The organism is Nocardia sp. NPDC051756 (genome assembly GCF_040681495.1).
GTDB lineage: Bacteria > Actinomycetota > Actinomycetes > Mycobacteriales > Mycobacteriaceae > Nocardia.
Map to the genome: position 1 here is coordinate 153,395 of NZ_JBFAYV010000012.1, position 21,201 is coordinate 174,595.

The window sequence follows — 21,201 nt, forward strand, 5'->3', positions numbered from 1 at the left end:
TGTTTTCTCGGCCCGGAAACCTGGATTGCATTGCGTCGTCCGTATTTTGCCGAATACGTCCCACGAGACGATGGGGCGAACGTAGCATCGCGGGATGGACTGGACGTTTGCTCAGCTGTGCGCGCACGGATGTGGCCGATGACCTCGGACGATGCCGTGAAACCGGCCGAAACCGCTGCGGATTCCGCCGTGGTGCTGCGGGCCGAGGAGTTGGTGAAGCGCTATGGCGGGGTCGAGGCGTTACGCGGCGCCAACTTCGAGGTGAGCGCGGGTGAAGTCGTCGCGTTGATCGGCGACAACGGCGCGGGTAAATCGACTCTGGTGAAATGCCTTTCCGGCGCCGAGCAGCCGGATTCCGGCCGGATTGTGCTGGACGGCAAGCAGGTGGTGCTGAATACTCCGACGGCCGCGCGCAAACTCGGCGTGGAGACGGTGTATCAGGACCTCGCGGTCGCCCCCGATCTGGACCCGGCCGCGAACCTGTTCCTCGGCCGGGAGTTGGTGCGCAAGGGTTTGCCGGGCAAGCTCGGCATGCTGGATCGCACCGCGATGAGAGCCCAGGCGGTGGAACACTTCCGGCGCCTCGGCGTCACCTTGCAGAGCGCGGACGTGCCGATCGGCTCACTGTCCGGCGGCCAGCGACAGAGCGTCGCGGTGGCCAGGGCGGTGATGTGGGCGAGCAAGGTCGTATTCATGGACGAGCCGACCGCCGCGCTCGGCGTGGTGCAGCGCGAGCGGGTGCTCGACGTGATCCGCCGGGTCGCCGACCAGGGCATCGCGGTGGTGCTGATCAGCCACAACATGCCCGAGGTGCTGGCCGTCGCGGACCGCATCGAGGTACTGCGGCTCGGCCGGCGGGTGGCCCGGTTCACCGCGGCCGAGGCCACGCTCGAACATTTGGTGGGCGCCATGACCGGCGCGTTGTCACAGGAGGGGGCGGCGTGAGACATCCGTGCCCCACGGCGTCGAATTTCCCTGAGGTGCAGGACAATGAGTGAGCGAAGCGAACGAATCATGTCACAGTGTGCATCGCACATGCCGGAGCCGAGCGCCAGCGAGGCGCAGGCATGAGTGAGGTCAAGTCCGTCGGTGTCGACGGGAACGGCAACGGCGGCGGGCCCGAGTTACCCGAACGCACTGTCCTGCAACGACTTCTCGGCGCGAGCACGGTGTGGATCGGCGTCGTGCTGGTCGCGTTGTGCATCGTGTTCAGCGTGCTGCGCCCGGATGCGTTCCCCACCCGCTTCACCTTTCAGACGCTGCTGATCGAAACCTCCGTGTTGCTGGTGCTTTCGGTGGGGATGACGTTCGTGATCATCACCTCCGGCATCGATCTCTCGGTGGGCATGGTGCTGATCTTCTCCGGCGTGATCGGCGCGAAGTCGATGGAGTGGCTCAGCCCGGACCAGGACGCCACCAACGCGGGCTGGGGCATCATCGCGATCGGCTTCCTGCTTTCCATTGCGGGCGGCGGTGTTTGGGGCCTGATCAACGGATTGCTGGTGGCCAAGGCCAAGATTCCGCCGCTGATCGTCACCCTCGGCTCGTTCGGCGCCGCGCTCGGTGCGGCCCAGCTGATCACCGGCGGCGTGGACACCCGGACGGTGCCCGAAAACCTGCGCGACACTCTCGGTTTCGGCACCACGCTGGGCGGCATCCCGAACCTGGTGCTGGTCGCCACCGTGGTGACCGTGCTCGCCGCCTGGGTGCTGCACACCACCCGCTTCGGCCGCTACACCTACGCCATCGGGTCCAACGAGGAGGCCGCCCGCCGCTCCGGCATCGCGGTCACCCGGCATCTGGTGACGGTGTACCTGCTCACCGGCGTGCTGGCCGGCCTGGCCGGCTTCATGAACCTGGCCTACTTCGGCACCACCACGATCGGTGGGCACACCACCGACAACCTGGATGCCATCGCGGGCGTGGTGATCGGCGGCACCAGCCTGTTCGGCGGGGTCGGGTCGATCGTCGGCACGGTGATCGGCGTGTTCATTCCGTCGGTACTGAAGAAGGGGTTCGTCATCGCGCAGGTGCCGGTGTTCTGGCAGCCGATCGCGGTGAGCGTGGTGCTGGTCGCGGCGGTCTGGTTCGACCAGCTCCGCCGCCGGGCCCGCGACCGGAAGTAGGAATTCGACAGTGGAACAACACAATACGGCGGAGGTAGCCAAATGAGGGTGGCCAAGCGGACAGCGGTGGTGATCGGCGCGATGGTGTCGGTCGGCGCGCTGCTGGTGTCCTGTAGTGGGCAGGTGAGCAATTCGGGCGGCGGCGACAGCAAGAAGCTGGTGCTGATTCCGGGTGTCGCCGACGAGCCGTTCTACATCTCGATGCAGTGCGGCGCGCAGGACGAGGCGAACAAGCTCGGCTACAAGCTGGACACGCAGGCGCCGACCAAGTTCGACGCAGGCTCGCAGACCCCGGTGCTGACCGGCGTGGTGGCGAACAAGCCGGGCGGCATCCTGATCGCGCCGACGCACGCCACCGCCATGGCCAATCCGATCAAGCAGGCCAAGGACGCGGGCATCAAGATCGTCGAGGTGGACACCGCGCTGGACGACACTTCCATTGCGCTGTCGTCGATTTCGTCGGACAACAAGAAGGGCGGCGCGCTCGCGGCGCAGACCCTGGCCAAGCTGGTCGGGGACAAGGGTCCGGTGCTGGTGATCAACACCAAAGCGGGCACGTCCACCACCGACGCGCGGGCCCAGGGCTTCGAGGAGGCGGTGAAGAGCTTCCCCGGCATCACCTCGCTCGGCGTGCAGTACAACAACAACGAAGCGGCACAGGCGGCGTCGATCGTCACCGCGACGCTGGCCGCGCATCCGGACCTGGCCGGCATCTTCGCGACCAACCTCAGCTCGGCCGAGGGCGCGGCCACCGGTCTGCGCAACGCGAACAAGCTCGGCCAGGTCAAGCTGGTCGGCTTCGACGCCAGTCCCAAGCAGGTCGAGGATCTGAAAGCCGGTACGGTGCAAGCCCTTATCGCCCAGGACCCGGCGGGCATCGGCGCCAAGGGCGTCGATCAGGCGGCCGCGGCGATCGAAGGAAAGCCGGTCACCCGCAACATCCAGACCGACATGATCGCCATCACCCAGGCGGATATGGACGCCAACTCGAAGTACTTCTACAAGCGGAAGTGCTGACGGTTGCCCGATGAGGGGCCGACCGGACGCCCCCTCGCGTCCGGTCGGCACGGGTGCTGGCCCCGCGCCGACGCGGGTCTTCAGCAAATATCCGGAAACACTCAAAACGGACTATTCGTGACCTATCATGATTCGCGGCGCCCCTTTGCTGGGCGGCCGTGAACCTCGCCTTTGATCAGGCGAGGTGGCCTCTACCCGGTTCTCTGCTTGATGGCACTTCGAGTCTTCGTACAGCTCGACAGCTACCGGAAGTAACGAACAGAAGGAGAAGAGGAAATGATCGGATCCCTAGTGGGCAACACCCTGGCAATGTTCATGGCCGCCGTCCTGGCCGTCGCTTTTCCGATCGGCGGCTCCATCATGGACGCCGTGCTGCTGCCGATGGCCGCCATCGTGAGCCCCATGTTGTTCTTGGGCAGCTGAGCGTCCGATAGTCCAGCGTGAGTTCGGTTGTGCGGGAGGGTGTCCGACGGGACCTCGCCGTGATCGGATCGAGTTGGGCGAGATCCGATCACGGCGAGATGGCCGTCAGTCCTCCACTCGGACCGAGTATTCCGCGTTGGCGAGGGCGTTCAGGACGTCGTCGCGGTGGTTCGGGCCGCGCGTCTCCAAGGTGAGCGAGACCTCTACCTCGCCCAGGGCCAGGCGGGTGCCGGTGCGGGCGTGCGCCACGTCGACCACGCTGGCGCCGGTCTTGCCGACCACCCCGAGCAGCGCGCTCAGGCCGCCCGGTCGATCCGAAATAGTCACGCGCACATCGAGGTAACGTCCCGCCGCACTGAGGCCGTGGCCGATCAGGCGGGTGAGCAGCAGCGGGTCGATATTGCCGCCGGACAGCACCGCGCACACCGGGCCCTTCAACGCCAGTTCTGTTGCGGTACAACTCATCAACGCCGCGACCGCCGCCGCGCCCGCGGGCTCGACGATCAGCTTGGCCCGCTCCAGGCACAGCAGCAGCGCCTTGGACAGCGAGTCCTCGTCGACGGTCAGCATCGTCGAAACATGCTCGGCCACATGCACGAACGGCACCTGGCCCGGCTGCCCGACGGCGATGCCGTCGGCCATCGTCGACATCCGCCCGACCCGCACCGGCTTGCCCGCCGCCAGCGAGCCCGGCCAGGCCGCCGCCTCCTTCGCCTGCACCCCGATGACCCGCACCTGCGGGGCCAGTTGATGCAGCGCCACCGCGATGCCGGCCAGCAGCCCGCCGCCGCCGGTCGGCACCAGCACCGTGCCGACGTCGGGGATCTGCTCCAGGATCTCCAGCGCCACCGTCGCCTGCCCGGCCACGATGTCCGGATGGTCGAACGGGTGGATCAGCGTCGCACCCGTGCGCTCGGCGAGTTCCTTGGCCGCGTCCAGCGCGTCCTCGATGGTCTCGCCGACCTGTCGCACCTCGGCGCCGTAGGCCTTGGTCGCGGCCAGCTTGGGCAGCGAGGCGCCCACCGGCATGAAAACCGTGGAGGTGATGCCGAGCGAGGTGGCCGCCCAGGCCACCCCTTGCGCGTGGTTGCCCGCGCTCGCCGCAACCACCCCGCGAGCCCGGTCCGCGGCGGGCAGGTTGGCGATCCGGTTATAGGCGCCGCGCGGCTTGAACGACCCGGTCCGCTGCAAGTTCTCGCACTTGAGCCACACCTCGGTGCCTGCGCGCTCGGACAGCACGCGCGACGCCACGATGGGCGTCTTCCGAATCACCGGCGCGAGCAACTCCGCGGCAGCGGCGATTCGTTCCATACCGACCAACTCCATGCCGCACATGCTGCCACCCCCGGGCCGATACGTCCCACGATTCCCCAGTGGGTGTCTCGTCCCCAAGACTGGCCCGCCGCCGTCAGCCCGCCTTCGCGAGATTGTGGGCGACCGCGCCCAGACGGGCGAGGCGGGCGTCGCCCAGTGGCGTCAGGCGACCGCCGAGGCGATTGGTGACGAAGCCGAGGGACATGCCGGTGGCGGGGTCGGCGAAGGCGCCGGAGCCGCCGAGGCCGAAATGGCCGAAGGCGGAGATCGGGTCGGCCTTGGACGGCTTCATCGGGACGGCGTGGTAGCCGAGCGCCCACGGAACGCGCAGGGCCAGAACGTAATCCGGGGTGAAGACCTGACGCTGAGTGATCAGCTCGATGGTCTCCGGGCGGAGCAGCTGGTAGCCGTCGAGTTCGCCGCCGTTGGCGAGCGCGCCGTAGACGCGGGCGAGCGCGCGGGCGGAGAAGACGCCGTTGAGGCCCGGCATCACCGAATCGTGCAGGCGCGGATCGGAAACCAGGTCGGCGAAGCCCTTCGGGGTGGTGTCCATGGCGGCCGCGAACCGGGTCCGGCCGAGCAGCCGCGAGCTGTTCTCCCAGCTCATTCCCGCGACGGTCAGCCGGGGGAAGTTGGTCGCGATGCGGTCGCGCTCGGCCACCGGCACCCGGAACCAGAGCTCTTCGGCGGCAAGCGGTTCGGCGATCTCGGTGCGCAGCACCTCGGTGAACTCGGTGCCGGTGATCTGGCGCACCAGCTCGGCGACCAAGTGCCCGAAGGTGATGCCGTGATATCCGCTGGTGACCAGGCGGCGCGGATCCGGCTCGGCCGCGGCCAGCGCCGCCGTCACCGCGGCGTCGTCGAAGAATCGGTGGTACGGGCCGGGCAGCATGCCGCGCAGCCGGTGCAAACCCGCTCGGTGACTGAGCAATTCGCGCACCGTGATGCGGTCCTTGCCGGCGGCGGCGAAGGCGGGCCAGTACGTCGCGACGGGCTCGTCATAGTCGACCCGGCCGCGCTCGGCCAGCCGGTGCAGCAGCGTGCTGGCCACGCCCTTGCCGGTCGAATACGCCATTGCCACGGTGTCGTGCGCCCACGGCACCGCCGGCTGCGCGTACCCGGCCCAGACGTCCACCACCGGCTCGCCGTGCAGGTAGACCGCGAGCGCCCCACCGCCGTCGCCGGGTCGCCGGAAGAGCCGGTCGAACTCGGCGACCAGGGTCGCGAACCGGCGATCTACGAACTGTGCTGCCGAAACCGTCATCGAGAACTCTCTGTAGTACGTGTCCGATCCAGAATTACACGGGCGGGCCGAATCGTCGCAAAGGTCCTCCTGCGTGACCGGTTGGTTCTGTCCGAATACGTTTCCTCAGCGTCACACAGCTGACCGAAACCGCAACACGCCTGGCCTAGCGTGTTTCGCATGCCCCCGAGACGACGTTCGGCGCTGCTCGCGAGGTTGGTTGTCGACGCACCCGGCCGACCGCAAGTGATCCTCGGCGAACTGCGCCGGGTGATCCTGGACGGCGCCGTGCCGCCGTGCACCGTCATCCCGCTGCGCGAGGTGGCCGAGCTGTTCGGGGTCAGTCACATCCCGGTCCGGGAGGCGCTCAAGACGCTGATCGGGGAGGGGCTGGTCACCCACGAACCGCACGGCGGCTACGCGGTGGCCCAGCTGACCGCCGCCGAGCTGCGCGAGATGTACATCGTGCGGGAGACCCTGGAGAACGCCTCGCTGGCCGCGGCCGCGCTGAACGCGAGCGCCGCCGACCGGGCCGAGCTGATCGAGGTTAACGCGCTGCTGGAGCAGGCGATCCGGGACGACGATCCGGCCGCCTACCACCGGCAATCGCGCAACTTCCACGTCGCGCTGACCCGGCCGTCGCGCATGTTCCGGCTGCTGCACATGCTGGAATCGGCGTGGAACGTGACCGAGCCGGTGCAGTCGATGGTGCACATCAGCCGGGGCGATCGGGTGCGGCTGCACACCGACCACGCGCTCATGATGGACGCGTTCCTGGCCCGGGACGTGGATCGGCTGCTGCTCATCGCCGAACGCCATCACCGCAGGCTGGAGACCGTCATCGCGACCCTGCCGACGGATACCGGGCTGCTCGCGCCGGAAGATATATCTGCCGCGCAATAGCCGGGCAATAACGGCGCAACGGGCGGGCAATGGCGAATCCCTACCGTCGTTTCGATCACAGTTTCACTCCCGGATGGGAAACACAATGACCGAAACCATCGCGGCACCGAGCGTCGCGGCACCGCCACCCGTCGCCATTTCCGACACCACGCTGCCGAATTACGATCCACGACTGACCAATGCCGACCTCGCACCGCTGCGCGAGCAAACCTGGGGTTCGTACAACATCTTCGCCTTCTGGATGTCGGACGTGCACAGCGTCGGCGGCTACGTCACCGCGGGCAGCCTGTTCGCGCTCGGCCTGGCCAGCTGGCAGGTGCTGGCGGCCCTGCTGATCGGCATCACCATCGTCTATTTCTTCTGCAATCTGGTGGCGAAGCCGAGCCAGGTGACCGGCGTGCCGTATCCGGTCATGTGCCGCAGCGCGTTCGGGGTGATCGGCGCCAATATCCCGGCCATCATTCGCGGCTTGATCGCGGTGGCCTGGTACGGGATTCAGACGTTCCTGGCGTCGGCGGCGCTGGATGTCGTTCTGGTGAAGCTCTTTCCGGGTCTGGCGCCGTACGCGGTGGTCGACGACTATGGCTTCCTCGGTCTTTCGCTGCTCGGCTGGGGGAGTTATCTGGCGCTGTGGGTGGTGCAGGCGTGCGTGTTCTGGCGCGGCATGGAATCGATCCGCAAGTTCATCGACTTCTGCGGGCCCGCGGTCTATGTGGTGATGTTCCTGCTCTGCGGGTACCTGATCGCGAAAGCCGGTTGGAGCGCCATCGATCTGAACCTCGGCGACGTGAAGTACACCGGCTGGGACTCGCTGCCGGTGATGCTCGGCGCCATCGCGCTGGTGGTGTCCTACTTCTCCGGGCCGATGCTGAACTTCGGCGGGTTCTCCCGCTATGGAAAGACTTTCGCCGCGGTGCGGCGCGGCAACCTGCTCGGCCTGCCGGTCAACTTCCTGCTGTTCTCGCTGCTGGTGGTGATCACCGCCTCGCTGACCGTGCCGGTGTACGGCGAGCTGATCACCGACCCGGTCGCGACCGTCGCGCGCATCGACAGCACGTTCGCGATCGTGCTGGGCGCGTTGACCTTCACCGTAGCCACCGTCGGCATCAATATCGTGGCGAACTTCATCTCGCCGGCCTTCGACTTCTCGCACGTGAGCCCGCAGCGGATCAGCTGGCGGGCGGGCGGCATGATCGCCGCGGTCGGCTCGGTGCTGATCACCCCGTGGAACCTCTACAACAACCCCGAGGTCATCCACTACACGCTCGAAGTGCTCGGCGCGTTCATCGGTCCGCTGTTCGGCGTGCTCATCGCCGACTACTACCTGGTGCGCAAGCAGCACGTGGTGGTGGACGACCTGTTCACCATGTCGAAGGCCGGAAGTTATTGGTATAGCAAGGGATACAACCCGGCGGCGGTCCTCGCCACCGCGATCGGCGCCGTGATCGCCGTGATTCCGGTGCTGGCCAAGGACATCACCGGCATGTACACCGCGGCGCAGTACAGCTGGTTCATCGGCTGCGGTTTTGGGTTCGCCGTCTACTACGTGCTGGCCACCCGAACGAGGTTGGCGGTGAAGGGAGTACCTGCCTGATGCGTATCCGTGTGGTCAACCCGAATACGACCCGGGCGATGACCGACACGATCGAGGAGTGTGCCAGGGCCGTCGCCGGTCCGGGCACACTGCTCGACGCGGTGACCGCCGAGATGGGGCCCGCGTCGATCGAGAGTCACTACGACGAAGCCCTCAGCGTCCCAGGGATTCTCGCCGCCATCCGGCGCGGGGAGGAGGAGGGCGTCGACGGGTATGTGATCGCCTGCTTCGGTGATCCGGGATTGGATGCCGCGCGAGAATTGGCCGGGGGACCGGTGATCGGGATCGCCGAGGCGGCGATGGCGACGGCCAGTCACCTCGGCCGCGGGTTCAGTGTCGTCACGACCTTGAGCCGGACCATCGGACGGGCTGGCGATCTGGTGGAAAGATATGGGCGGCAACGCTTTTGCCTCGGCATCCACGCCTGTGAGCTGCCGGTCCTCGCGCTGGACTCCGATCCGGACGCCCGCAAGATCGTCACCGAAGCCTGCCGCGAGGCGGTCGACGCAGACGGCTGCGACGCGATCGTGCTGGGCTGCGCGGGAATGGCGGACCTGTGCGCGCATATCGCCGACGAGATCGGCGTGCCGGTGATCGATGGGGTGGCGGCAGCGACGCTGACCGTGCAGTCGCTGATCACGCTCGGCCTGCGCAAGTCCGGTAGGGGAGAGTTCGCCGCGCCCCCGCCCAAGCCGTATACCGGCCTGTTGCGTCGCTTCGGCGGATAAGCCCTGGTTCCCGCACCACTCTTGATTTCCCGCACCGAAAATCACATGCGAAATCCGGTGCGGGAAATCAGAAGGCGTGCGGGTCAGGCGGCGACGGCGGTGTGGAGGGCGTGCAGGATCAGGTCGGGGTCATCGACGTCTACGACGAGGCGGGTGAATGGGCCACCGTCGAGTTCGATGCGGACGGCGCGACCGTCGAACCTGGTGTCCCAGAACTCTTTACGGCCCTTGCCGCGGAAGGTGCCTGCGGCGATCACGCCGGGGAAGAAGGTGCCCGGCGCGCGCACCCACGGCGGGCGCAGGTCTACCTCAGCCCGGACCACCTGGGTGATGTCGGCCAGATCGAAGGTGATGTGCTCGCGTAGGGCGAGGACCTGATGCCCACCGACCACCTGGATCGTCACAGTCGTCCCCGTGACCTCGATTTCGACCATCGCGCACCTCACTTCGCCGACAACTCCTACAGACCTCACAATGCCGGACGGACCTGGTCATAGCCTGTGCCGTTCCTATGATTTCTCTCAGGGTTTAGGACATGGCTTTACGTAGATATGCGCATCTATCAATGTGGTCGCCCCACGTATCAAGGCTCAGTTCAGCGTGTGTCGGACCAAAAACAGCATGGACGGTATGGGATTCTTCCCCTGCTCGTGCTCCACCCGTTTTTGCAGGTACACCGCCCGCGAGAAGAGGTGCCGGAGTGTTGATGCTCGGGAAGATCGCCCTGACGACCGCCGTGGCCGCGGCATTGCTGGTCCCGTTCGACCTCCCCGCCGCGTCCGCGCTGCCGCCCGCGGGTACCTGCGCGAACGGCGACTTCCGCTGGACCGCGGTGGACGGCGCGATCGATATGACGCCGCACGCGCTCACCTTCACCTCGGTCGGCACGCTGCGCGACTGTTCCGGAGGGCCCGGAGGCATCACCGGCGGCACCTTCACCGGTACGCACGTCGCGACGTCGGACTGCATGCGTCCGGCGGACGGCCCGATCACCGTGGACGTGCTCTGGTCGAACGGCGAGACGAGCAGGTTGTGGGGTCCGTGGCCGGTCACCATGCAGCAGCCGACGATCGGCACCCTGGACGTGGTCGACGGCCTGGGGCAGGGCAGCCGGGTCCGGATCACCGCCGACTACGAGATGATTACGCCGGCCATGGTCGGCGGCTGCCTCGGTCCCGGCTTGCGCACCGGCGTCGGACGGCTCAGCGCTGCCACGTTTCAGTGAGTGCCCGCTCGGCCAGCTCGAGCACGCCGGCCAGCCACGGCGTGTAGGCGTCCGGCTCGGCGGCCATCGCCTCGCGTAGCGCGCCGGGCTCCATCCAGACATAGTCGGCGACCTCGTCCGGATTCGGCCGCGGGGCGCCGACGGTGAGCCGGCCGACCAGCACGTGGTCCCATTCGAACTCGACCCGGCCGGTCGACGGGTCCTGGGCGCGGTAGCGGTACACGCCCACCTCGGTGAAGGGCGTGGCCAGGCCCATCTCCTCGGCCAAGCGCACCGCGGCCGCCGCCGCGACGGGTTCGCCCGGCGCGGGATGGCCGCAGCAGGTGTTGGTCCACCGCGACGGGAACCGGGTCTTCACGGCCGCCCGCTGCTGCAACAGCACCCGCCCGGCGTCGTCGAACAGCAGCACCGAGAACGCGCGGTGCAGTCGGCCGGGCGCCTGATGCGCCTGCGACACCGGGCAGGTGCCGATGGCGTGCCCCGCGTCGTCGACGAGCTCGACGGGCAGGGCCTCGCGATCCGTGAAGGCCGGGGTAGCGGTGTCGGTCACCTGCCCACCTTATCGGCGGCGATCAGCAGGTATTGGAAGCTGCCCTCCCGGTACGCGGTGAGGAACGGCTGCTCGACACCTGTCGCGAGCTCGGATTTCGTGCGCAGGTCCCAGTACGGGATGGTGGCCGGGGTGAGGTCGGTCACGTCGACCGGGACCAGGTTGTTCTCCGCCATCGCGCGGAAGTATTCGCTGCGCGGATGGATCATGCAGCCGTAGTGCGCGTCGATCCAGCTGACCGAGGACGAGCGGCCGCCGGTCACGTCGTTGGAGCAGCCGGTGATGCAGACGTAGCGCCCGCCCGGTTCGAGCAGCCGGGAGAACTCGTGGAACAGGTCGAACAGATCGACGTACATGGTGGTCTCGTTGGTCCAGATGCCGCGCATCGACCACGGCTCGAAACCGGTCTCCAGCATGTTCCGGAAATGGAACCGCACCTTGTCGTCCACGCCGCGGTTGGCGGCCTGCTCGTTGGCGAAGCGGACCTGGTACTCGGAGATGGTGACGCCGTCGACCTGGCAGCCGAAGCGCTGATTCGCCATGAAACTCGTGCCGCCCCGGCCGGATCCGCCGTCCATCAGGCGCTGGTCGGGCTGGACGGCACCGAGATGGTCGAGCAGCAGCTGCGCCTGCGCGGTCTCCAAACGGTGCAGTTCCTTCACGATTCGCTCCTGCCGGGTCTCCTCCGGCCCGGTCAGCACCGACAGATCGGGGGCGCCGATGCCGTAGTGGTGGTGGTAAAGCCCGTCCACCTCACCGAGTTTCGTGTTGACCCGGTCATCGTTGGGATTGTTGTTCCAGTACGCGGCAACGGACTTCTGGTAGCTGGTCTGAAGCACGGAATCGGTGTCCGGATTGAGAATGGTCATGCAAATTCACCCTCTCTCGTTGCAGCACTGGATATTTCATCGGCGGAGATCACCGCTGCCGAGGTGTTACGGCTTCGGCGATCTACTTGTCGGCGTACCGTTTGCTCTCCGCATGCCAGGCGCGGCTGCCGCCGAGCCACGCCCAGACGCCGGTGAGGAACCGGCGTAGTTCGGCGGAGCCGGCGGCGGCCAAGGGAGCCGCCTCGGCTTCGACGCGGTGCATCAGCTCGTCGTGCAACTCGGCCGTGCGCAGCACCGCCTCGCGCCTGGTGCAGCCCTCCGCCGCGACCAGCACCGTCGGCAGGTTGAATTCCCTTCCGTCCGAGCGGTCTTCGCGGGCCATCGAGTACAGGTCGTTCACCAGCTGGCTGGCCAGCGCGGCGGTGGTGATGACCCGGCGCACTCGGGGATCGGTGTATTCGGCGGCCTGGAGTTCGTAGCCGCCGACCGTGTCGATCGGCGCCATGCACGGCAGGAAACTGTGTGGCTGCCGGTTGGCGAGGTACTCCCAGGCCTGCGGTGTCCGGTCGGCCTGCCGCCAGCCCGCCTCGGCGCCGAGCGCGATGAACCAGCCCGCGATCTCCGTGCGCAGCCGGCCCAGTTGCGCGGGGGTGGAGAACTGCGCCAGGTGCGCGAAACCGCTGCGGAACGCGCGCAGGATCGGATCCGCCTGCAATGCGCGCTCGACCCGGGCGGCATAGCGGGCGGGTAGATGCACGGGATCGATTGCGGCGGCGGCCAGTTCGAGGCGGGGGCCGAGTTCGGCCTCGGCGCTGGACGGCGTGCCGTCGGGTGCGGTGTCGCTGGCCCCGGCGTCGCAGTAGTAGTCGTCGACCGACCATTCGGCGACCGCGCATTTCGCCGCGGCGAGCAGCCGATCCGGGTCGTCGCAGTCGGGATGGGCGAGCATGATCAACCGGCCGAAGCCCGCGTCACGCAGATCGTCCAATCGCCCTTCGTACAGACCGATGGAGGTGGCCCAAGCGAGAATTCGCTCGTTGACCACGGCAGCCAGCACAGGGTCGTCGCGCATCGGCGGTGGGCAGTAGAGCGGAGGGATCGCGGAACCCCCGGTGGTGCGACGAGCCGATGCACTACCTAATCCAGTTGGGCCGGTGGGGATCCGGCTTCCGGTCGACTCGGTGGATCGGCCGACCGGTGGAGTGCGGGCGAGGTCGAGGGAGCTGGTCGACGGTGCCGGCTGCTCCACGCCTGCGCGGGCCGCGGATTCGGTGTTGTTGTGGCGCGTCGTCCTGGTGCTCGATCCGGAGGGGGCGGTGGGGATTGCCGTGCCGGTGGTCTGCACGCTGGGTGGTGCCGATGCTGTCGTTGAAATGAACGGCGGGACAGTCGATCCCGGCTCTGTGACCGGCGCGGTGAACAGTAGCGTCGCGGTCCCGAGTCCGCGCGGGCCGAGTATTCGTGTCGGCGCCGGCGTATCTGGAGTTGGTGGGCTGGGTACGTCCGGCGTGGCCGCTTCGGGTGCTGCCGGTGTGGGTGCAGCGTTGCCGCCCAGGACCGGTGGCGCGCCACCACCGAGGTCGGACAGTAGCGCGGCGACGGCGGTGGCGACCTCGTGGGTCGCGGGCAAGGCGAGCGTGCGCGAGAGCATCGACATGGCTCATCACCCCGTCAGTCGCTTTGCCGGGCGACCAGGACATTGTCGAGTGCGCCCAGCGCGTCGGGCACCAGTACGGCGGCGGAGTAGTAGCAGCTGACCAGGTAGGAGATGATCGACTGGTCGTCGATGCCCTTGAACCGGACGTTGAGGCTCGGCTCGTACTCGTCCGGGATGCCGGTCTGGTGCAGGCCGACCACGCCCTGATCCTTCTCGCCGGTGCGCATGGCGAGGATCGTGGTGGTCTGGGTCGGGCTGACCCCGAGCTTGCCGCAGGAGAAGATCGGCACGCCGCGCCAGGCGGGCACGCGGTGTCCGTCGACGTCGACCGGGTCCGGGTACAGGCCGCGCTTGCTGCACTCGCGACCGAACGCGGCGATCGCTTTCGGGTGTGCCAGAAAGAGTTTCGTGCTGCGCCGCATGCTGAGCAGCTCGTCCATGTCGTCGGGCGTCGGCGGGCCGGACTCGGTGGAGATGCGCTGCTTGAGGTCGCAGTTGTGCAGCAGCCCGAAGTCGGGATTGTTGACCAGATCGTGCTCGCGGCGCTCGTAGAGCGCCTCGACGGTCAGGCGCAACTGCTGCTCAACCTGATCCATCGGATCGTTGAACAGATCGGCGACGCGGGTGTGCACCCGCAGCACGCTCTGCGCGAGGCTGAGCTCGTATTCGCGCGGTGCGGCGTCGTAGTCGACGAAGGTTCCGGTGAGCAGCGGCTCGCCGGCGTGGCCGGAGGTGATCTCGATCGCGGCCTCGCCCTTGGCGTTCTGCGGGTGGGCCGGCGCCTCGGCCATTCTGGACAGTTGCTCACGGAGCCGCGGCGAGTTGCCGAGCAGGTCGTGCAGGGCCTGCCGGGGGAGCACCAGCAGGGTTGTCCTGGTGACGGTTTTGACGGTGACCGGCCAGACCGCATGCGGGTCGGTGAAGATTTGATCGCCGAAGAAATTACCACCCGCGAGAATGCCGAGCATGGTGCGTTCGTTGTATTCGCCGGTACCGTTCTTGCTCAGCTTGCCGTGCACGACCAGCACGACCTGATGCATCGGATTACCGAATTCGGCGACGATGCTGCCAGGCGTCAGATCGTGCTGCTGGAATCGCTGCGCGAGAGCGTGCAGCACCTCTTCGTCGTCGAAATCGCGCAGCGCGGGCAGTTCGCGCAATTCCGACGGAATGACGCGGGCCTGCGGGCCGTCCACGTCGAATTCGACCTCGCCGTTGCCGACGGTGTGGGTGAGCCGCCGGTTCACCCGGTAGACACCGCCTTTGACCTGGGTCCACGGCAGCATGCGGGTGAGCCAGCGCGAGCTGATGCCCTGCATCTGGGGTTCGGATTTGGTGGTGTGCGCCAGCTTGGCCGCGGCCGAGGTGCTGAGGCTCTTGCGGTGGTTGTTTTCCGTTTGGACCGGCATTTCGATAGTCATGCGTTGTCCTCACCTCGAGAGGGTCACCCCGTAATGCGGCGACGGTTATTCTGCACAGCAAAACAAGCGGGCAATACGGCCCGCGAAACCAGTCACTCGAGCGAAATGGCTTACGCGACAGTGCGTTCCAGACGGCATCGATCGTAGGCCGGACAGCGCGCCGCACGCAGCGAAACGGCGGATGCCGTCGCGGATGGTTACGACACGCTGCCGATCGAATCGCCGGGGCATAACTTCCGGGCGGGAATCGACCGAACCGCGGACAGATCGCCGTCCGGTAGCTACCGTGCGCGGCGCGCGTCGCTGTGAATCTGCCGATAATCGGTCACTGACCCGGCATTACGTGCATGGATCGGGTCACAGCGGACACATAATGGACACACGATGTGGGAAGCTCGTCTGAAACATCGCCGCGTACTTCTTTGGGGACCGAAGGGTATCCCTCCGGTGGAGTACGCGGATGCGGATGAGGGTTACGTTCTAGGGTAGGGCCAGGAGCGATCTTGAAGTTCAGTGCGAAGGATTTGGTCGGATCGGTGCAGCGGTTGATGGCGACCGCGCAGAACGGCCTCGAGGTCATCCGCTTCGGCGGGTTGACCCACGATGTCGAGTCGTCCCCGTTCGAGGTGGTCGAGCGACGGCGGATGTACCGGCTGCGGCATTACTTCCCGGACGACACCACGCCGGGCCGCCCGGTCGCGCTGCTCGTGCCGCCGCTGATGGTGAACGCCGACATCTGGGACGTGAACGTCGAGGACGGCGCCGTCGGCATCTTGCAGCGCGGCGGAATCGACTGCTGGGTGGTCGATTTCGGTTCACCGGCGAGCGAAGAGGGCGGCTGGGAGCGCGACCTCGCCGATCACGTGCTCGCGGTCAGCAGCGCGATCGACGCGGTGACCGAGGCGACCGGCAGCGCCGTGCACCTGATGGGCTACTCGCAGGGCGGCATGTTCGCCTACCAGGTCGCCGCCTACCGGTACGGCAAGGGCGTGCAGAGCATCGTGACCTTCGGCAGCCCGGTCGACGTGGTCGCGGGCATGCCGTTCGGGCTGCCCTACGGGATGGTGTCCGACGTCGCCGACTTCCTGGCCGATCACGTGGTCACCCGGCTGCCGATCACCGATTCCATGGTGCGCATCGGCTTCCAGATGCTCGACCCGATGAAGACGGCCAAGGCCAGGATCGACTTCCTGCGTCAGCTGCACGACCGGGAGGCGTTGCTGCCCAAGGAGCGCCAGCGCCGGTTCCTGAACAACGACGGCTGGGTCGGTTACGCCGGGCCGGCGGCCGCGGACCTGCTCAAGCAGTTCGTCGCGCACAACCGGTTGATGCTGGGCGGCTTCGTGATTCGCGATCAGCCGGTCTCGCTCGCCGAGTTGAAGTGCCCGATCCTGGCGTTCGTCGGCGAGGTCGACGACATCGGCCAGCCCGCCGCGGTGCGCGGCATCGTGCGGGCCGCGCCGAACGCGGAGGTGTACGAGGCCAACCTGGTCGCCGGGCACTTCGGCCTGGTGGCGGGCAGCACGGCGACCAACCACACCTGGCCGCTGGTGCGGCAGTGGATCGACTGGCTCGAGCGGGACAAGGTGCTGCCGCCGGAGATCCACCGGATGGCCGAGCATGTGGACAGCAACCGGCCGCGTTCGGCGGCCACCCGCATGGTGCACACCGCCGCGACGCTGGCCGAAGCGGGAGCGGGTGTCGGCAAGGCGCTGGAAGGCATCGCGAGCAATACCGTTCGCGGCTCGGTCGAGCTGGCCGGTGAGGCGGCGCGGGCGCTGCCGCGGCTGACCAGGCTCGGCATGATCCAGCCGCATACCCGGATCTCGCTCGGGCGATTGATCGCCGAGCAGGGCCGGCGCGCGCCGTTGAAGGATCTGTTCCTGTTCGAGGATCGGGTGCACACCAACGCCGCGGTGAACGTGCGCATCGACAATGTGGTGCGCGGGCTCATCTCGGTCGGGATCCGGCCGGCGATGCGGGTCGGCGTGATCATGGAGACCCGGCCGAGTGCGCTGGCCACGGTCGCGGCGCTGTCGAGGCTGGGCGCGGTGGCGGTGCTGCTCGCGCCGGGCAGTGAACTCGCTCGGGCGCTCGAAATCACCGGCGTGGACACGGTGGTCGCGGATCCGGAGAATCTGCGGCAGGCGGCGTCGACCGGTGCGCGGGTGCTGGTGCTCGGCGGCGGCGATTCCCGTCAGCTCGGTATTCCGTTGAGCGACAAGGTGATCGACCTCGAGCAGATCGATCCGGCGCAGGTGAGGCTGCCCGGTTGGTATCGGCCAGATCCCGGTCTGGCGCGCGAGCTGGCGTTCGTGCTCGTCACCGGTACCGGTGATCGGCTGGAGACCAAGTTCATCAGCAATCATCGCTGGGCGCTGTCCGCGTTCGGCACCGCGACGACCGCCGATCTGAACCGCAGGGACACGGTGTATTGCCTTGCACCGCTGCATCATTCGTCCGGACTACTGGTCAGCCTCGGCGGGGCGATCGCGGGCGGCAGCCGGATCGCGCTGGCGCGTTCGCTGGATCCGGCGCAGTTCGCCGAGGAGGTGCACCGCTACGGCGTCACCGTGGTCACCTACACCTGGACGATGCTGCGCGACATCCTTGACGCCGAGGTGTTCCCCGCCGGGCATCGGCATCCGATCCGGTTGTTCATCGGTTCCGGCATGCCCGCAGGGCTGTGGCGGCGCACCACCGAGCAGTTCGCCCCGGCCCGGGTGCTGGAGTTCTACGCCTCGATCGAGGGCGACGTGGTGCTGGCCAATGTGAAGGGCGTGAAGCGCGGTTGCAAGGGCAGGCCGGTGCCGGGTACCGCCCGGGTCGAGCTGGTCGCCTACGACCCGATCGCCGAGGAGATCCTGGTCGACGGTTCGGGGTACGCCCGGCGTTGCGCGGACAACGAGGTCGGGTTGCTGATCGGCAAGGCCTCCGAAGGGGTGGACATCTCCGCGGGCGGGTTGCGCGGGGTGTTCGCGCCCGGTGATTCGTGGATGCCGACGGAGAATCTGTTCCGGCGCGACAGCGAGGGTGATTACTGGCTGATCGACCGCAAGGACACGGTGATTCATACGCCGCGCGGGCCGGTTTACGGGCAGCCGATCGTCGATGTGCTCAATGACATCACCGCGATCGATATGGAAGTTGCGTATGGGCTCGGAGTCGGGGAGCACTGCATCGCTGTTGCTGCCATCAGCGTGCGCAAGGGTTTCCGGGTCGAGCCGAAGGACGTGACCGAGGCGCTGCGTGCGCTCGAACCCAGCAAGCGACCTGATCTGGTCTATGTGGTGGACGAGATCCCGCGCAGTTCGTCCTACCGGCCGTCCACACGGGCCGTGCAAGCCGCGGGACGTCCGGTGCCGAGCCCCGACACCTGGTGGTTCAATCGGACCTCCGACGCCTACGAGATCCTCACCGAGGACGACGCGGCGCGGATCCTCGGCGACAGCTGACGCACTGAATCGAGTTGTCGAGCGGCCGGATTCACCGGTTCGGCCGCTCGACCCGGTCGTGCGCGCGGGTACCCTGCGCCGTACCATCCGACGCTGACGTTGCTGCCCGATTTGTCAGGAGTACTTGGTGTGAGTACGAGCCTCATCTATCGCAACGCCACCCTCTACGAGCTGCTGATCCGCGCGCTCTACGGCCGGTACTACACGGCCCGCTACCGTGCCGTCGCGGCCCTCGTGCCGGACGGCGCCAGCGTGCTCGACCTGTGCTGCGGACCCGCGACGCTCTACACCCGCTACCTGCGGCAGAAGTCGGTCGACTACACCGGCCTCGACCGCAACGACCGTTTCGTCGGCAAGCTGACCAAGGCCGACGGGCAGGGCAAGGTCTGGAACCTGAGTTCCGCCGAGCCGCTGCCCGAAGCCGATTACGTCCTCATGCAGGCCAGCCTCTACCACTTCCTCCCCGAGGCCACTCCCGTACTCGACCGCATGCTCGCCGCCGCCCGCAAACAGGTGATCATCGCCGAACCGGTCCGCAACATGGCCAGCAGCGACAACCGCGTCCTCGCTGCCGTCGGCCAGCGTTTCACCAATGCAGGCGACGGCGTCCAAGCCCACCGCTTCACCGAACCCACCCTCGACGACTTCTTCCGCCCGTACGAGTCACAGGTGGTCCGCCAAGAACTGATCGCCGGCGGCCGCGAAAAGCTCTACGTCCTCGACGCCAATCCCTAACCGCCGCACACTTTCTGACCTCCCGCACACCGCCTCGCCGCCCTGACACGCGTGCGTTTGTCGGAAGGCCATTGCCGGATGTTTCGGAACAGCCGCTTGGCTCCACACGCTATGGCGGTGGTGATGTCGGCGATGGTTGAAAATTTGTGCCCATCCAGAACCTTCACGGTGACGAATAGGCAGTCAGACCGTGTGCGCCTTTCGCAAGGCCGCAACCCGAGTGTCGCGGCCGTGTCGGCGACACAATCGAATTGTTCGACAGTAACGTAATTCCGTCTGGTTGAGTCTGCCTACCTGCGAGGATGGGAACTGCCATGCATTTGGATCGAACTCGTCTCGGCTCTGCCGTCGTCGTTGTCGGCTTGGCTACTACGACTTTGGCGGTCGCGGTGCCCGTGGCACATGCGGCACCGGTCTGCGGTTCCGCGGTGGCCGACTATGTCGGCACGGATAGTTTGGATACCGCCTTCACCCTGACCAAGCTGACCAATCGGAATGATGAGGCAATTGATGGCTACTCCATCACATTCACTCCGACTGACTCGAGCGGCCGGATGGCCTACACAATCAAGAACCCCGACGGCGAGCAGTACACGGACGAGGGACCGATCGTAATCGTGATCGGGAGCATGGACGCGGGCGTCGCCATGGTCAGGTATCTCTCCCACTACGGCCCGAACGGTAAGGGATCGGCGGACGTCAGTTGCACGAGCGGTACCCGGGTAACCAAATTGTCGGGGCGCCTCGAACTGGATACGGAGACCCGATACTCATTCGTTATGACTCGGTCCTGAATCAACTTCAGCTGAGTAGCGGATCCGGCGTCGCCGACCGGGCTGAAGTTCGTAAATGCCGATCAGCCATCAGTCAGCCCAGCTACGTATGAGGATGGGAACTGCCATGCATTTGGATCGAACACGTCTCGGCTCTGCCGTCGTCGTTGTCGGCTTGGCTACTACGACTTTGGCGGTCGCGGTGCCCGTGGCACATGCGGCACCGGTCTGCGGGTCCGCGGTGGCCGACTATGTCGGCACGGATAGTTTGGATACCGCCTTCACCCTGACCAAGCTGACCAATCGGAATGATGAGGCAATTGATGGCTACTCCATCACATTCACTCCGACGCACCTGAAGGGCAGGATGGCACAGACTGTCACCACCCCCGCTGGCCAGCAGTACTCGGATGATGGACCGATCGAAATCAGGATCGGCACGAGCGGCCCTGGCGTCGCCACCCTCGGATATCAGACACATTTCCACCCCAGCGGCAGGTACGCGGCATTCCCTAGCTGCGCGAGCGGCACCCGTGTGACGACCCTGTCAGGATCGATCGAACTGAAGTATCAGACGAACTTCAAATTCGTCGCGACTCGGTCCTGAATCAACACTGGACGAACTTCGCGGCAGACACCAGCGCCACACAGTCCGAAAACCCGCACAGCCTCACTCCGGTTATACCGCGGCAGATGCGAACGTTCGCGACCGCGAACTCAGTCGTGAGCTGTCCAGCTTGGGTCAGGCTTTCCCGCGGCGACATCATCGCCGGCCAGGACACCGTCCTGCTCGGCCGACGCACCTTCGACGCCTGGTCGGTCGACTGGCCGGAGTCGACGATGCAGCCGTTCGCCGACTTCGTCAACCACACGCCGAAACTCGTCTGGTCCAGCGAACCACTCGCCCGGGAATGGACGGCGACCACCCGTGTCACCGAGCCTGCCGAATCCGTGGTGGCCGAACTGAAACGAGAAACCGGCTGCGACATCGGCATCCACGGCAGCCTCGAGCTGGCCCGGTCCCTGCTCGCCGCGCACCTCGTCGACGAGCTGCGCCTGGTCGTAGCGCCGAACCTGGCCGGCCGGGGGCGGCGATTGTTCGTCGACGACGGCACCCTCCAGCACTTCGAGCTGCACGACAGCGATCGATCCGCCCAGTGCCTGCTGCTCCACTACCGCAAACGCGACTGACGGTCAGACGGGTTTG

The 21,201-nt window shown here is 66.9% G+C and carries 20 protein-coding genes; 13 read left to right on the plus strand and 7 right to left on the minus strand.

All coding sequences use genetic code 11. The annotated features are described in order from the left end of the window. Positions 1-138: 138 nt before the first annotated feature. The 4 genes from AB0M22_RS39420 (at position 139) to AB0M22_RS39435 (ending at position 3,566) form a co-directional block, all read left to right on the plus strand. Entirely contained in the window at positions 139-945 is an 807-nt protein-coding gene (locus AB0M22_RS39420; RefSeq protein WP_364737797.1) for an ATP-binding cassette domain-containing protein, read from the plus strand. Positions 946-1,067: 122 nt separating this feature from the next. Further along, complete coding sequence (locus AB0M22_RS39425) at positions 1,068-2,126, plus strand: ABC transporter permease (protein ID WP_364737799.1); 1,059 nt, start codon at positions 1,068-1,070, stop codon at positions 2,124-2,126. 42 nt (positions 2,127-2,168) lie between these two features. After that, positions 2,169-3,143, plus strand: a complete 975-nt coding sequence (locus AB0M22_RS39430) for an ABC transporter substrate-binding protein (protein WP_364737802.1) — start codon at positions 2,169-2,171, stop codon at positions 3,141-3,143. A gap of 276 nt (positions 3,144-3,419) precedes the next feature. Continuing rightward, entirely contained in the window at positions 3,420-3,566 is a 147-nt protein-coding gene (locus AB0M22_RS39435) for a hypothetical protein (protein WP_364737804.1), read from the plus strand. Between the two features lie 105 nt (positions 3,567-3,671). Here the strand turns inward: AB0M22_RS39435 and ilvA are convergent, their stop codons facing one another. Beyond that, positions 3,672-4,901, minus strand: a complete 1,230-nt coding sequence (gene ilvA, locus AB0M22_RS39440) for a threonine ammonia-lyase (protein WP_364737807.1) — start codon at positions 4,899-4,901, stop codon at positions 3,672-3,674. A gap of 73 nt (positions 4,902-4,974) precedes the next feature. Beyond that, complete coding sequence (locus tag AB0M22_RS39445; RefSeq protein WP_364737809.1) at positions 4,975-6,144, minus strand: serine hydrolase domain-containing protein; 1,170 nt, start codon at positions 6,142-6,144, stop codon at positions 4,975-4,977. Between the two features lie 159 nt (positions 6,145-6,303). On the opposite strand from AB0M22_RS39445, the gene AB0M22_RS39450 reads away from it, so the two are divergent. The 3 genes from AB0M22_RS39450 to AB0M22_RS39460 all read left to right on the plus strand — a co-directional run bounded on the left by AB0M22_RS39450 (position 6,304) and on the right by AB0M22_RS39460 (position 9,348). Beyond that, the gene (locus AB0M22_RS39450; protein ID WP_364737811.1) at positions 6,304-7,026 is read left to right on the plus strand and encodes a GntR family transcriptional regulator; all 723 of its coding nucleotides are present in this window, start codon (positions 6,304-6,306) and stop codon (positions 7,024-7,026) included. A gap of 85 nt (positions 7,027-7,111) precedes the next feature. After that, complete coding sequence (locus tag AB0M22_RS39455) at positions 7,112-8,620, plus strand: NCS1 family nucleobase:cation symporter-1 (protein ID WP_364737813.1); 1,509 nt, start codon at positions 7,112-7,114, stop codon at positions 8,618-8,620. Then, entirely contained in the window at positions 8,620-9,348 is a 729-nt protein-coding gene (locus tag AB0M22_RS39460) for an aspartate/glutamate racemase family protein (RefSeq protein ID WP_364737815.1), read from the plus strand. Before AB0M22_RS39455 ends, AB0M22_RS39460 begins: the two co-directional genes overlap by 1 nt. 83 nt (positions 9,349-9,431) lie before the next feature. Here AB0M22_RS39460 and AB0M22_RS39465 read toward each other — a convergent pair whose 3' ends face one another. Continuing rightward, on the minus strand, positions 9,432-9,782 hold the full coding sequence (locus tag AB0M22_RS39465; RefSeq protein ID WP_364737816.1) for a hypothetical protein: 351 nt from the start codon (positions 9,780-9,782) through the stop codon (positions 9,432-9,434). 266 nt (positions 9,783-10,048) lie between these two features. Here AB0M22_RS39465 and AB0M22_RS39470 point away from each other — a divergent pair, with 266 nt between their 5' ends. Further along, positions 10,049-10,573, plus strand: coding sequence for a hypothetical protein (locus AB0M22_RS39470; protein ID WP_364737818.1), 525 nt, complete (start codon positions 10,049-10,051; stop codon positions 10,571-10,573). Here the strand turns inward: AB0M22_RS39470 and idi are convergent. The 4 genes from idi to AB0M22_RS39490 form a co-directional block, all read right to left on the minus strand. Beyond that, entirely contained in the window at positions 10,551-11,123 is a 573-nt protein-coding gene (gene idi / locus AB0M22_RS39475; RefSeq protein WP_364737820.1) for an isopentenyl-diphosphate Delta-isomerase, read from the minus strand. The two genes, AB0M22_RS39470 and idi, sit on opposite strands and share 23 nt — an antisense overlap. Next, a complete protein-coding gene (locus tag AB0M22_RS39480) occupies positions 11,120-11,992 on the minus strand; it encodes a geranyl diphosphate 2-C-methyltransferase (protein ID WP_364737822.1) in 873 nt (290 codons plus the stop codon). Before AB0M22_RS39480 ends, idi begins: the two co-directional genes overlap by 4 nt. Positions 11,993-12,074: 82 nt before the next feature. After that, the gene (locus tag AB0M22_RS39485; protein WP_364737824.1) at positions 12,075-13,610 is read right to left on the minus strand and encodes a family 2 encapsulin nanocompartment cargo protein terpene cyclase; all 1,536 of its coding nucleotides are present in this window, start codon (positions 13,608-13,610) and stop codon (positions 12,075-12,077) included. 14 nt (positions 13,611-13,624) lie between these two features. Then, the gene (locus tag AB0M22_RS39490) at positions 13,625-15,031 is read right to left on the minus strand and encodes a family 2B encapsulin nanocompartment shell protein (protein WP_364737827.1); all 1,407 of its coding nucleotides are present in this window, start codon (positions 15,029-15,031) and stop codon (positions 13,625-13,627) included. Between the two features lie 503 nt (positions 15,032-15,534). Here AB0M22_RS39490 and AB0M22_RS39495 point away from each other — a divergent pair. From AB0M22_RS39495 to AB0M22_RS39515, 5 genes are all read left to right on the plus strand, one after another. Continuing rightward, complete coding sequence (locus AB0M22_RS39495; RefSeq protein ID WP_364737829.1) at positions 15,535-18,486, plus strand: acyl-CoA synthetase; 2,952 nt, start codon at positions 15,535-15,537, stop codon at positions 18,484-18,486. 129 nt (positions 18,487-18,615) lie between these two features. Continuing rightward, positions 18,616-19,221 (plus strand): methionine biosynthesis protein MetW, encoded by a 606-nt coding sequence (locus AB0M22_RS39500; protein WP_364737832.1) that lies wholly within the window; start codon positions 18,616-18,618, stop codon positions 19,219-19,221. 314 nt (positions 19,222-19,535) lie between these two features. Next, a complete protein-coding gene (locus tag AB0M22_RS39505) occupies positions 19,536-20,015 on the plus strand; it encodes a hypothetical protein (RefSeq protein ID WP_364737834.1) in 480 nt (159 codons plus the stop codon). A gap of 106 nt (positions 20,016-20,121) precedes the next feature. Next, a complete protein-coding gene (locus AB0M22_RS39510) occupies positions 20,122-20,601 on the plus strand; it encodes a hypothetical protein (RefSeq protein WP_364737836.1) in 480 nt (159 codons plus the stop codon). A gap of 116 nt (positions 20,602-20,717) precedes the next feature. Next, complete coding sequence (locus tag AB0M22_RS39515) at positions 20,718-21,185, plus strand: dihydrofolate reductase family protein (protein ID WP_364737839.1); 468 nt, start codon at positions 20,718-20,720, stop codon at positions 21,183-21,185. Positions 21,186-21,201: the final 16 nt, after the last annotated feature.

What these genes read in the sequence shown, in the direction of transcription:
- AB0M22_RS39485 (WP_364737824.1), bottom strand. Translation starts at nt 13,610, where the DNA reads ATGTCGATGCTCTCGCGCACGCTCGCCTTGCCCGCGACCCACGAGGTC.
- AB0M22_RS39445 (WP_364737809.1), bottom strand. Translation starts at nt 6,144, where the DNA reads ATGACGGTTTCGGCAGCACAGTTCGTAGATCGCCGGTTCGCGACCCTG.
- AB0M22_RS39490 (WP_364737827.1), bottom strand. Translation starts at nt 15,031, where the DNA reads ATGACTATCGAAATGCCGGTCCAAACGGAAAACAACCACCGCAAGAGC.
- AB0M22_RS39450 (WP_364737811.1), top strand. Translation starts at nt 6,304, where the DNA reads ATGCCCCCGAGACGACGTTCGGCGCTGCTCGCGAGGTTGGTTGTCGAC.
- AB0M22_RS39425 (WP_364737799.1), top strand. Translation starts at nt 1,068, where the DNA reads ATGAGTGAGGTCAAGTCCGTCGGTGTCGACGGGAACGGCAACGGCGGC.
- AB0M22_RS39455 (WP_364737813.1), top strand. Translation starts at nt 7,112, where the DNA reads ATGACCGAAACCATCGCGGCACCGAGCGTCGCGGCACCGCCACCCGTC.
- AB0M22_RS39435 (WP_364737804.1), top strand. Translation starts at nt 3,420, where the DNA reads ATGATCGGATCCCTAGTGGGCAACACCCTGGCAATGTTCATGGCCGCC.
- AB0M22_RS39505 (WP_364737834.1), top strand. Translation starts at nt 19,536, where the DNA reads ATGCATTTGGATCGAACTCGTCTCGGCTCTGCCGTCGTCGTTGTCGGC.
- AB0M22_RS39420 (WP_364737797.1), top strand. Translation starts at nt 139, where the DNA reads ATGACCTCGGACGATGCCGTGAAACCGGCCGAAACCGCTGCGGATTCC.
- AB0M22_RS39510 (WP_364737836.1), top strand. Translation starts at nt 20,122, where the DNA reads ATGCATTTGGATCGAACACGTCTCGGCTCTGCCGTCGTCGTTGTCGGC.
- AB0M22_RS39460 (WP_364737815.1), top strand. Translation starts at nt 8,620, where the DNA reads ATGCGTATCCGTGTGGTCAACCCGAATACGACCCGGGCGATGACCGAC.
- AB0M22_RS39465 (WP_364737816.1), bottom strand. Translation starts at nt 9,782, where the DNA reads ATGGTCGAAATCGAGGTCACGGGGACGACTGTGACGATCCAGGTGGTC.
- AB0M22_RS39430 (WP_364737802.1), top strand. Translation starts at nt 2,169, where the DNA reads ATGAGGGTGGCCAAGCGGACAGCGGTGGTGATCGGCGCGATGGTGTCG.
- AB0M22_RS39480 (WP_364737822.1), bottom strand. Translation starts at nt 11,992, where the DNA reads ATGACCATTCTCAATCCGGACACCGATTCCGTGCTTCAGACCAGCTAC.
- ilvA (WP_364737807.1), bottom strand. Translation starts at nt 4,901, where the DNA reads ATGTGCGGCATGGAGTTGGTCGGTATGGAACGAATCGCCGCTGCCGCG.